We start from the raw sequence: 12,602 nt of genomic DNA, 5'->3' as shown, positions 1-12,602 counted from the left end.
AGCTAAAAGTTTGCCAAAGAAGCCTCAGCCATTCACTGAGGCCCTTTTGAGCAGAAGTTAATTAGGCCTTGTTCTTTGCGATGATCTCATCGGCAACATTTTTCGGCGCTTCGGCGTACTTCAGGAACTCCATGGTGTAGGTAGCACGGCCCTGAGTAGCAGAACGCAGGTCGGTTGCGTAACCGAACATCTCTGCCAGAGGTACTTCCGCGTTTACAACCTTACCAGCGGGGTTGTCTTCCATACCCTGGATGAGGCCACGACGACGGTTGAGGTCACCAACCACGTCACCCATGTTCTCTTCCGGAGTTACCACTTCCACCTTCATCATCGGCTCAAGCAGTACTGCACCGCCCACAGAGGACAGCTTCTTGGTCGCCATGGAGCCGGCGATTTTAAACGCCATTTCACTGGAGTCCACATCGTGGTAGGAACCGTCGTACAGAGTTGCCTTCAGGCCCAGCAGCGGGTAGCCAGCCAGAACACCGTTTTGCATCTGCTCTTCGATACCTTTTGATACCGCCGGGATGTATTCCTTAGGTACAACACCGCCCACGATTTCGTTAACAAATTCCAGACCTTCCTGGGACTCGTCTTCAGCGGGCTCAAATTTCACCCATACGTGACCGAACTGACCACGACCACCGGACTGACGAACGAACTTGCCTTCGATCTCAGAGGTGTTACGGATCGCTTCACGGTAGGCAACCTGAGGCTTACCGATGTTCGCTTCAACGTTGAACTCGCGACGCATACGGTCGACGATGATGTCCAGGTGCAGCTCACCCATACCAGAGATGATGGTCTGACCGGTTTCCTCGTCGGTCTTCACACGGAAAGACGGGTCTTCCTGGGCCAGCTTGCCGAGGGCAATACCCATTTTTTCCTGGTCCGGCTTGGACTTGGGCTCAACCGCAACAGAAATTACCGGCTCCGGGAACTCCATACGCTCCAGAACAATCTTGTTGCTCTCGGCACACAGGGTGTCACCAGTGGTTACATCCTTCAGACCGATCGCAGCTGCGATGTCGCCAGCCAATACTTCTTTAATTTCCTGACGGTCGTTGGAGTGCATCTGCACCATACGGCCAACGCGCTCTTTCTTCATTTTTACGGAGTTGTATACCGCAGTACCGCTCTCCAGCTTACCGGAGTAGACACGGAAGAAAGTCAGGGTGCCAACGAAGGGATCGGTAGCAATTTTGAACGCCAGAGCGGCGAACGGAGCCTCGTCATCCGCTTCGCGGGTCTCAACGGTTTCGCCGTCTTCCAGAGTACCTTCGATCGCCTTAACTTCAGTCGGCGCCGGCAGGTATTCGATAACTGCGTCCAGTACAGCTTGTACGCCCTTGTTCTTGAAGGCGGAGCCGCCCAGAACCGGAACGATTTCGTTGGCCAGAGTACGCTGGCGGATAGCTGCCTTGATCTCGTCTTCGGTCAGCTCACCCTCTTCCAGGTATTTCTCCATCAGCTCTTCGCTGGCTTCAGCCGCCGCTTCTACCAGGTACTCGCGCATTTCGTCGCACTCGTCCTGCAGCTCAGCGGGGATGTCAGCGTATTCAAAGGTCATGCCCTGGTCTGCTTCGTTCCAGATGATGGCTTTCATCTTCACCAGGTCAACAACACCCTTGAACTCGTCCTCAGCACCGATGGTCATTTGCAGCGGTACAGCGTTTGCGTTCAGACGGTCTTTCAGCTGGCTCACAACGTTGCGGAAGTTCGCACCGGCGCGGTCCATCTTGTTGACGAATACCATGCGCGGTACTTCGTATTTGTTCGCCTGGCGCCAAACGGTTTCAGTTTGAGGCTGAACACCAGAGGAACCACACAGAACAACAACCGCGCCGTCGAGTACGCGCAGGGAGCGCTCTACTTCAATGGTGAAGTCAACGTGTCCCGGGGTGTCGATGATGTTTACGCGGTGCTGGTCGAACTGCTGCTGCATGCCGGCCCAGAAACAGGTGGTTGCAGCGGAAGTGATGGTAATACCACGCTCCTGCTCCTGCTCCATCCAGTCCATGGTTGCGGCGCCTTCGTGCACCTCACCAATTTTGTGGGACAGACCAGTGTAGAAAAGTACGCGCTCAGTAGTGGTGGTTTTACCGGCGTCTACGTGGGCACAGATACCGATGTTGCGGTAACGTGCGATAGGCGTTTTACGTGCCACAGTTGTATCCTCGATATAACGGCAAAAGGCAGCCTGGAAATTTCCGTGCTGCCTTTCGGTATTAATTTCCGATGTTGGTAATCATCAGACTTAGAAGCGGTAGTGAGAGAACGCCTTGTTGGCTTCCGCCATGCGGTGTACATCTTCACGCTTCTTGACCGCACCGCCCTTGTTCTGAGCTGCATCGATCATTTCATTGGCCAGGCGCTGAGCCATGGACTTCTCGCCGCGCTTGCGGGAGAACTCCACCAACCAACGCATTGCCAGAGCCATACGGCGCGAGGGGCGCACTTCTACAGGCACCTGATAGGTCGCACCACCAACACGGCGGGATTTAACTTCCACCATAGGCGCGATGTTTTCCAAAGACTCCTCAAATACTTCGATAGGGTCTTTGTTCATTTTTTCAGAAACAGTCTCCAGGGCACCGTATACGATACGCTCTGCTACTGACTTCTTGCCGCTGATCATGACATGGTTCATGAACTTGGCCAGGGTGACGTTCCCGAACTTGGGATCGGGTAGTACTTCGCGCTTGGCGACTACTCGTCTTCTCGGCATGGGTATTGCCTCTCTTCAGGGTTATTCTGAGACGCCGCCGTAAAACCTTACAATCCGGCGAGCTCAGCCTTACTCCGGTTGGAAACCGAAACGCAAATCGTTAAAGGAGATTAACCTTTAGGACGCTTGGCGCCGTACTTAGAACGGCCCTGCTTGCGGTCGTTTACGCCGGCACAGTCAAGTGCACCGCGTACAGTGTGGTAACGCACACCCGGCAGGTCTTTTACACGACCGCCGCGAATCAGTACCACGCTGTGCTCCTGCAGGTTGTGGCCTTCACCACCGATGTACGAAGTTACTTCGAAACCGTTGGTGAGACGCACACGGCAAACTTTGCGCAGTGCGGAGTTCGGCTTCTTCGGTGTAGTGGTGTACACGCGAGTGCAAACTCCACGACGCTGCGGGCTGGCCTGCAGAGCGGGAACGTCGCTTTTTTCGACTTTGCGTTTTCTCGGCTTACGAACCAACTGGTTGATCGTTGCCATTAAAAATCACTCCAAAAATAAAATGCCCCCACCTCTTACAGTGAGGGCCTGTCGTCTGTGTGTAGCGCCGACTCGAAGGCCGGACGAAACACCCCACATCAGCGGGGGCCGCATTCTATAAGCGACAACCCGCCTAGTCAATCGGCGACGGAAGTAAGTGCTTACATCACAGACAGTCGCCAATCTCACTCGGCACCGAAATGCCTGGATATACCCCACTCCGCCGGCAAGGCAGAGTGGGAATACACCTTATTCGCCAGAGGACTTCAAGGCCTCGGTCAAGGCCGCTTCCACCTCTGCTGCGGAAGGACCTTCACTGAAGCTCTCTTCCAACTGCAGGCTGCGCTTGCGCTTGCGCTCGCTGTGGTAGGCCAGACCAGTACCTGCCGGAATCAGGCGACCCACTACTACGTTCTCTTTCAGACCGCGCAGGCTGTCTTCCTTGCCGGTTACCGCCGCTTCAGTTAGAACGCGAGTAGTCTCCTGGAACGAAGCCGCCGACAGGAAGGACTCGGTGGCCAAAGAGGCTTTAGTGATACCCAGCAACAGACGCTCGAATTGCGCAGGCTGCTTGTTTTCGGCACGCAGCTGTTCGTTCTCTTCTATCACGCGCTGGTATTCAACCTGATCGCCCTTAATAAAGCCGGAGTCACCCATCTCGGTGATCTCCACTTTACGCAACATCTGACGCACAATCGTCTCGATGTGCTTATCGTTAATGCCTACACCCTGGAGACGGTAAACTTCCTGGATCTCATTGGTGATGTAGCGTGCCAGCTCTTCCACACCTTTCAGGCGCAGGATGTCATGCGGGTTTGACGGGCCATCGGAGATAACCTCACCCTTTTCTACGGTTTCACCCTCGAACACAGTCAGCTGACGGTGCTTCGGAATCAGAACCTCGTAGTGATCCTTACCGTTGGCCAGAGGCTTGCCGTCGCGCGGAGTAATCTGCAGACGAACCTTGCCCTTGGTCTCTTTACCGAAGGAAACAGTACCGGAGATTTCCGCCAGGATAGACGGCTCTTTCGGCTTACGGGCCTCGAACAGGTCGGCAACGCGCGGCAGACCACCGGTGATATCCTTGGTACCACCGGATTCCTGCGGAATACGCGCGATAACGTCACCCACGTTCACCTGTTTGCCTTCAGCCAGACTGAGGATGGCGCGCGGCGGCAATGCGTAGTGCGCCGGCGCATTACTGTTAGCCAGAGTCAGCTCTTCGCCATTTTCATCAACCAGGGTTACTGCAGGACGCAGGTCTTTACCCGCTGCCGGACGCTCGGCCGGATCGATTACCTCAATAGAGGACAGACCGGTAATATCATCGGTCTGCTTGCGAATAGAGAGACCGTCTTCCATACCGGACAGCTTCACCCAACCGGCAACCTCGGTGATGATCGGGTGGGTGTGCGGATCCCACTTGGCCACAATCTGGCCACCGTCTACCTCAGCACCTTCGTAAACGCTGATCACAGCGCCGTAAGGCAGCTTATAGCGCTCACGCTCGCGGCCAGCACCATCAGCAATAGCCAACTCACCGGAGCGGGAAACCGCTACCAGAGTGCCGGCTTCGGTTTTCACTGTCTTCACATTGTGCAGGCGTACGGTACCGCCCAGCTTCACCTGAATACTGTCCGCTGCAGAAGCACGGCTCGCAGCACCACCAATGTGGAAGGTACGCATGGTCAGCTGAGTGCCCGGCTCACCGATAGACTGTGCGGCAACAACACCCACAGACTCACCTGGGTTGGCGCGGTGGCCACGGGCCAGGTCACGACCGTAACACTGGGCACAAATACCGTGGGCGGTGGTACAGCTGATCGGGGAGCGAACCAGAACCTCATCGATACCCATGGCTTCGATGCGCTCTACCCACTTCTCGTCGATCATAGTGCCAGCGGGAACGGCAATTTCATCGCTACCAGGCTTGAGGACATCGCGGGCTACAACACGGCCGAGGATACGGTCACCGAGAGACTCGATTACGTCACCACCCTCAATTACCGGCGCCATTGTCAGACCATCATCGGTGCCACAATCCACTTCAGTGATTACCACGTCTTGAGCAACATCCACCAGGCGGCGAGTCAGGTAACCGGAGTTAGCGGTTTTCAGTGCGGTATCCGCCAGACCTTTACGAGCACCGTGGGTCGAGATGAAGTACTGCTGTACAGTCAGACCTTCACGGAAGTTCGCGGTAATGGCGTTCTCAATAATGGAACCATCTGGACGAGCCATCAGACCACGCATACCAGCGAGCTGGCGAATCTGCGCCTCAGAACCCCGTGCGCCTGAGTCGGCGTACATGTATACAGAGTTGAAGGAATCCTGCTCGGCTTCTTTACCCCCGCGATCGATCACCTTCTCTTTCTTGATCCCCGCCATCATTGCCTGGGTTACCTTATCGTTGGTACGGGACCAAACATCGATAACCTTGTTGTACTTCTCACCCTGGGTTACCAGACCAGAAGCAAACTGGCTTTCAATCTCTTTTACTTCAGCTTCAGCAGCGCCGATCAGGTCGGCCTTGGCAGCTGGGATTTCAAAGTCATTCACACCAATGGAGGAACCGGACTTTGTAGAGAAATCGAAACCGGTGTACATCAGCTGGTCAGCGAAAATAACTGTCGCCTTCAGGCCCACCTTGCGGTAGCACTCGTTAAGCACACGAGAAATGGATTTCTTTTTCATCGGCTGGTTAACCAGCTCGAACGGTAGGCCTTCCGGTACGATGTTCCAAAGCAGCGCACGGCCGACAGTGGTGTCCTGTACAGAGATACTCTCGTGCTTCTCCCCATCCTCACCAAGAATCTTCTCGCGGATGCGCACCTTGACTTTCGCCTGCAAGCCAACCTGCTTGGCGTAGAAGGCGCGGCTCACTTCCTTGATATCGGAGAAGAACATGCCCTCGCCTCTATCATTTACACGCTCACGGGTCATCCAATACAGACCCAGCACCACGTCCTGGGAAGGTACGATGATCGGTTCACCGTTTGCGGGCGACAGGATATTGTTGGTGGACATCATCAGCGCGCGGGATTCCAGCTGCGCTTCAATAGTCAGCGGTACGTGTACCGCCATCTGGTCGCCGTCGAAGTCGGCGTTATAGGCGGCACAAACCAGCGGGTGCAGCTGGATTGCTTTACCTTCAATCAGTACCGGCTCAAACGCCTGGATACCCAGACGGTGAAGAGTCGGGGCACGGTTAAGCAGTACCGGGTGCTCGCGGATAACTTCGTCGAGAATATCCCAAACGACCGCTTCCTCGCGCTCGACCATTTTCTTGGCAGCTTTGATGGTGGTGGCCAGGCCTCGGGCTTCGAGCTTGCCGAAAATAAACGGTTTGAACAGCTCCAACGCCATTTTCTTGGGCAGGCCACACTGATGCAGGCGCAGGGTCGGACCGACCACAATTACGGAACGACCGGAATAGTCAACACGCTTACCCAGCAGGTTCTGACGGAAACGACCTTGCTTACCTTTAATCATGTCCGCCAGGGACTTCAGCGGGCGCTTGTTAGAGCCAGTGATGGCACGGCCGCGACGACCATTATCCAACAGCGCATCCACAGATTCCTGCAGCATACGCTTTTCGTTGCGCACGATAATATCTGGCGCATTCAACTCGAGCAGGCGCTTCAGGCGGTTGTTACGGTTAATCACACGGCGGTAGAGGTCGTTCAGATCGGAGGTCGCAAAGCGGCCACCATCCAACGGTACCAGTGGGCGCAGATCCGGCGGCAGAACAGGCAGTGCCTGCATTACCATCCACTCGGGGTTATTGCCGGACTTGTAGAAAGCTTCCAGCAGCTTCAGGCGCTTGGACAGTTTCTTGATCTTGGTCTCGGAGTTGGTAGCCGGGATCTCTTCACGCAGACGCTGAATCTCAGCAGGCAATTCGATGTCACTCATCAACTCCTGGATCGCTTCGGCACCCATCTTTGCTTCGAACTCATCGGCGAATTCTTCCATCGCCTCGAAGTACTGCTCGTCATTTAGCAGCTGGCCGCGCTCCAGGGTGGTCATGCCGGGCTCGGTTACCACGTAGGATTCAAAATACAGCACACGCTCGATATCACGCAGGGTCATATCCAGCAGCAGGCCGATACGGGACGGCAGGGATTTCAGGAACCAGATATGCGCAACCGGGCTAGCCAGCTCAATGTGGCCCATACGCTCACGGCGCACTTTGGCCTTGGTAACTTCAACGCCACACTTCTCACAGATAATGCCGCGATGCTTCATGCGCTTGTACTTACCGCACAAGCACTCGTAATCCTTCACTGGACCAAAGATCTTGGCACAGAACAAACCTTCGCGCTCTGGCTTGAAGGTACGATAGTTAATGGTCTCCGGCTTCTTCACTTCGCCGTAGGACCAGGAGCGAATCATGTCCGGCGAGGCCAGACCGATGCGGATCGCATCAAACTCTTCCAGGTGCTCCTGGGACTTCACCAGATTTAATAAATCTTTCAAGGCCTTTCCTCCACTAGGGGATAGTCAACCCGGCAGACAAGCTGTGCCGGGTGGGCCGGTGCCCTACTGCATTCAGGGGCGCCGGCACTTGTCTCAATTCGCCTGCTAACAGGCTGCTGCACAAATCGGTCTTACTCGTGCTCGAGCTCGAAGTTCATACCGAGAGAACGGATTTCCTTAACCAGTACGTTGAAGGATTCCGGCATGCCGGGCTCCATACGGTGGTCAGAGTCCACGATGTTTTTGTACATCTTGGTACGACCTTCCACGTCATCGGATTTAACTGTGAGCATTTCCTGCAGGGTGTAAGCCGCACCGTAAGCTTCCAGTGCCCAGACCTCCATCTCCCCGAAACGCTGACCACCGAACTGGGCCTTACCGCCGAGTGGCTGCTGGGTAACCAGGCTGTAGGAACCAGTGGAACGCGCGTGCATCTTGTCGTCCACCAGGTGGTTCAGCTTGAGCATGTACATGTAGCCCACAGTCACAGGACGTTCAAAGGCATCGCCTGTACGGCCGTCGTGCAGAGTAATCTGTCCGGAATCTGGGATATCCGCAAGGCGGAGCAATTGCTTGATTTCGCTCTCATCGGCACCGTCGAATACGGGAGTTGCCATAGGCACACCGCGACGCAGGTTGTGCGCCATTCCCATGACTTCCTCATCGGACAGGGTTTCCAGCTCCTCACGGCGACCACCGGTGGAGTTGTAAACCTCTTCCAGGAAACCGCGTACCTTGGCAATTTCCTGCTGCTCCTTAATCATCTTGTCGACTTTGACGCCGAGGCCTTTAGCAGCCATGCCCAAGTGCATTTCCAGAACCTGCCCGACGTTCATCCGCGAGGGAACCCCCAGTGGATTCAGAACGATGTCTACCGGCTCACCGTTTTGGTCGTACGGCATATCCTCAACGGGCTTGATTACGGAGATCACACCCTTGTTACCATGGCGACCGGCCATCTTGTCGCCCGGCTGGATGCGGCGCTTGATCGCCAGGTAGACCTTAACGATTTTCAATACGCCTGGAGCCAGGTCATCGCCGGACTCCAGTTTCTTCTTCTTGTCTTCGAAGGCTTCGTCCAGCAGCTTACGGCGCTCTTTCAACTGAGCTTCCGCCTTTTCCAGCTGATCATTCAAGCCTTCTTCTTCCATACGCAGCTTGAACCAGTCTTCGCGTGGCAGCGCACCCAGCACTTCAGCAGTCAGTTCCTGACCTTTGCTGATACCTTTACCACCAGCGGCTTTCTGGCCTTGCAATGCCTTCTGCAAGCGCTCAAAAGTAGCGGCTTCAACAATGCGGTATTCTTCGTTCAGGTCCTTGCGAACCTCATCCAACTGGGCTTTCTCGATATCGATGGAACGCTGGTCTTTTTGCAGACCGTCCCGGGTAAACACCTGTACATCGATCACGGTACCGCGGGTGCCGCTAGGCGCACGCAGGGAGGTGTCCTTAACGTCGGAGGCTTTCTCACCGAAGATTGCGCGCAGCAGCTTCTCTTCCGGAGTCAGCTGTGCTTCACCTTTCGGAGTTACCTTGCCCACCAGAATATCGCCGGGGCCCACTTCCGCACCGATATACACGATGCCGGATTCATCCAGTTTATTCAGCGCAGACTCACCCACGTTAGGAATATCCGCGGTGATTTCCTCACTGCCCAACTTGGTATCACGGGCAATACAGGTCAGCTCCTGAATATGGATGGTGGTGAAGCGGTCTTCCTGTACAACACGCTCACTGATAAGGATGGAGTCCTCAAAGTTGTAGCCATTCCAGGGCATAAATGCGATGCGCATATTCTGGCCCAGTGCCAGCTCACCCAGATCAACAGACGGGCCATCGGCAAGAATGTCACCGCGCTCAACGCGATCACCGGTGCTTACGATCGGGCGTTGGTTAATACAGGTATTCTGGTTGGAGCGGATGTACTTGGTCAGATTGTAGATATCCACACCTGCATCACCGGCTTCAACCTCAGCATCAGCCACTCGCACTACAACGCGGCTGGAATCTACACGTTCAATCACACCGCCGCGCTTGGCTACCACACACACACCGGAGTCACGCGCCACAGTGCGTTCCATACCGGTACCCACCAACGGCTTTTCAGCACGCAGGGTTGGAACCGCCTGGCGTTGCATGTTCGATCCCATCAATGCACGGTTGGCGTCATCGTGCTCAAGGAAAGGAATCATTGCCGCAGCAACAGAAACCACCTGCTTAGCGGATACATCCATATACTGAATTTCACCCGGCGCTTTCAGGGCGAATTCATTTTGGTGACGCACGCTCACCAGGTCATCGGTGAAATTGCCTTCATCATCAACAGCAGCAGACGCCTGGGCAATTACGTAGTTGGCCTCGTTAATCGCAGACAGGTACTCGATTTCGTCGGTAACCTTGCCATCAACCACTTTGCGGTAGGCACTCTCAAGGAAGCCATAGTGGTTGGCACGGGCGTAAGTCGCCAGGGAGTTAATCAGACCGATGTTCGGTCCTTCCGGTGTTTCAATAGGACATACGCGGCCGTAGTGCGTAGGGTGTACGTCTCGTACCTCAAAGCCGGCGCGCTCGCGCGTCAGGCCACCCGGGCCCAATGCGGAAACACGGCGCTTGTGGGTAACTTCCGACAGCGGGTTGTTCTGGTCCATAAACTGAGACAGCTGTGAGGAACCGAAGAACTCTTTAACGGCAGCTGCTACCGGCTTGGCGTTGATCAGGTCTTGCGGCATCAGGCCTTCAGACTCTGCCATGGACAGGCGCTCTTTGACCGCGCGCTCAACACGCACCAGTCCAACGCGGAACTGGTTTTCAGCCATCTCACCTACGGAACGCACGCGACGGTTACCCAGGTGGTCAATATCGTCCACCATACCCTGGCCGTTGCGGATATCGATCAACATTTTCAGCACATCAACGATATCTTCTTTGCTCAGGGTGCCCTGGCCTGTTTCATCTTCACGGCCCAGGCGGCGGTTGAACTTCATGCGGCCAACCGCAGACAGGTCATAGCGCTCGTCGGTAAAGAACAGGTTCTCGAACAGGGACTCCGCAGATTCCTTGGTAGGTGGCTCGCCCGGGCGCATCATGCGGTAGATCTCTACCAGCGCTTCCAGCTGAGTGCGGGAGGGCTCTGCACGCAGGGTATCGGAGATAAACGGTCCCCGGTCCAGATCATTGGTGTACAGAGTATCGAACTGCTTGATATTCAGCACACGCAACTGCGCGATCACTTCTGCAGTGATCTCGGTATTACACTCGACCGCAATTTCGCCGGTGGATTCATCGACAATATCGTGGGCCAAGGTGCGGCCAAACAGGTACTCCAGGGGTGCTTCCAGTTTCTCAACACCGGCCTTTTCCAGCTGGCGAATGTGGCGCGGAGTGATACGACGCCCCTCTTCCACAATCACCTTGCCCTGGTCATCTTTGATATCAAAGGAGGCAACGTCACCACGCAAGCGAGAAGGGATCAGTTCCAGGCTGACGTGATCCTCGTGCAGCTCAAACCTGCTGGTCTCGAAGAACATCTCCAGCATTTCCTGGGAGCTATAACCCAGTGCACGCAACAGAATCGTCGCTGGCAGTTTGCGGCGACGGTCGATACGTACGAATACCAGATCTTTCGGGTCGAACTCGAAATCCAACCAGGATCCACGGTAAGGGATAACTCGTGCGGCGTACAACAGCTTACCGGAGGAGTGAGTCTTGCCTTTGTCGTGATCGAAAAATACACCCGGGGAACGGTGTAACTGGGATACGATTACCCGCTCAGTACCATTGATTACAAAAGTACCGTTGTCGGTCATGAGCGGGATTTCGCCCATGTACACTTCCTGCTCTTTGATGTCCTTGATGGACTTATTCGCAGACTCTTTATCGTAAATAATCAGGCGTACTCGCACGCGCAGTGGGCACGCGTAAGTGACACCGCGCAGGGTGCACTCTTTTACATCAAAAGCCGGCTTACCCAGCGTATAGCTCACGTACTCCAGGGCGGCATTGCCGGAATAGCTGACAATTGGAAATACAGATTTAAACGCCGCCTGCAGGCCAACATCCAGGCGGTCATCTGGGCGCTTGTCGGCCTGTGTAAAATTGCGATATGAATCCAGCTGTATCGCAAGCAGGAAGGGCACATCCATGACCTTAGGCAGTTTGCCAAAATCCTTGCGGATACGTTTTTTCTCAGTATATGAGTAAGCCATTCAAATTCCCCAGCTTGATCAGTGACAAGACTTCGTGGAACTCCATTCGGGAGTTCCTCCGGGCGAGAAGCCTCTGAGCAACACAGTTTGGGCTGTACTGATCAGAAACCTCTCCGCTTGCTTTTAGGCAGCATGGCTGCGCTATGGTTAAATGAGGTTTGCCACGGTTTTTCCTTCCGCCGGCACCACTAAAAACCTCAGTACCGCAAACGGCAAAAAGGCCGGCGGACAAAGTCCACCAGCCTTACCGCTACCTGCCGCTTTACGCGACTGCTAGCGGGAATCGCAACAACTGAATTACTTCAGTTCTACAGTTGCGCCAGCTTCTTCCAGCTCTTTCTTAGCGGCTTCAGCTTCGTCTTTGGTTGCGCCTTCTTTCAGCGGGCTCGGAGCGCCGTCAACCAGTGCCTTGGCTTCTTTCAGGCCCAGGCCAGTGATGCCGCGAACAGCTTTAATCACGTTCACTTTCTTGTCGCCTGCAGAGGTCAGGATCACGTCGAAAGAGTCCTTCTCTTCAGCAGCAGCTTCGCCGCCAGCCGGACCGGCTACAACTGCTGCAGCAGCAGTTACACCGAACTTCTCTTCCATCGCTTCGATCAGCTCAACAACGTCCTTAACGGACATTTCAGCAACAGCGTTGATGATATCTTCTTTAGTCAGAGACATGAGTCATTACCTGAATTGGTTTGAGCAGTAGCTGCTCGT

At 54.9% G+C, this 12,602-nt stretch carries 6 protein-coding genes; all 6 read right to left on the bottom strand.

Features of this window, described 5'->3' with window-relative positions:
• Window positions 1-61: 61 nt before the first annotated feature.
• The 6 genes from fusA to rplL all read right to left on the bottom strand — a co-directional run bounded on the left by fusA (window position 62) and on the right by rplL (window position 12,563).
• Window positions 62-2,167: an elongation factor G gene (gene fusA, locus ACJJJB_RS21710; protein WP_020411118.1), complete on the bottom strand. Its 2,106-nt coding sequence runs from the start codon at window positions 2,165-2,167 to the stop codon at window positions 62-64.
• A 90-nt stretch (window positions 2,168-2,257) separates the two neighbouring features.
• Complete coding sequence (rpsG, locus tag ACJJJB_RS21705) at window positions 2,258-2,728, bottom strand: 30S ribosomal protein S7 (protein ID WP_020411119.1); 471 nt, start codon at window positions 2,726-2,728, stop codon at window positions 2,258-2,260.
• 110 nt (window positions 2,729-2,838) lie between these two features.
• Window positions 2,839-3,213 carry a 30S ribosomal protein S12 gene (gene rpsL, locus ACJJJB_RS21700; protein ID WP_020411120.1) on the bottom strand — a complete coding sequence of 125 codons (375 nt, stop codon included), beginning with the start codon at window positions 3,211-3,213 and terminating at the stop codon, window positions 2,839-2,841.
• 249 nt (window positions 3,214-3,462) lie between these two features.
• Window positions 3,463-7,692 carry a DNA-directed RNA polymerase subunit beta' gene (gene rpoC / locus ACJJJB_RS21695; RefSeq protein WP_445365480.1) on the bottom strand — a complete coding sequence of 1,410 codons (4,230 nt, stop codon included), beginning with the start codon at window positions 7,690-7,692 and terminating at the stop codon, window positions 3,463-3,465.
• Between the two features lie 131 nt (window positions 7,693-7,823).
• Window positions 7,824-11,897, bottom strand: a complete 4,074-nt coding sequence (rpoB, locus tag ACJJJB_RS21690; protein ID WP_020411122.1) for a DNA-directed RNA polymerase subunit beta — start codon at window positions 11,895-11,897, stop codon at window positions 7,824-7,826.
• Between the two features lie 297 nt (window positions 11,898-12,194).
• Window positions 12,195-12,563 carry a 50S ribosomal protein L7/L12 gene (gene rplL / locus ACJJJB_RS21685; protein ID WP_020411123.1) on the bottom strand — a complete coding sequence of 123 codons (369 nt, stop codon included), beginning with the start codon at window positions 12,561-12,563 and terminating at the stop codon, window positions 12,195-12,197.
• Between the last annotated feature and the right edge of the window lie 39 nt (window positions 12,564-12,602).

The sequence above is a fragment of the Microbulbifer variabilis genome, assembly GCF_052468405.1.
This window is presented reverse-complemented; position numbering and strand designations above follow the sequence as displayed.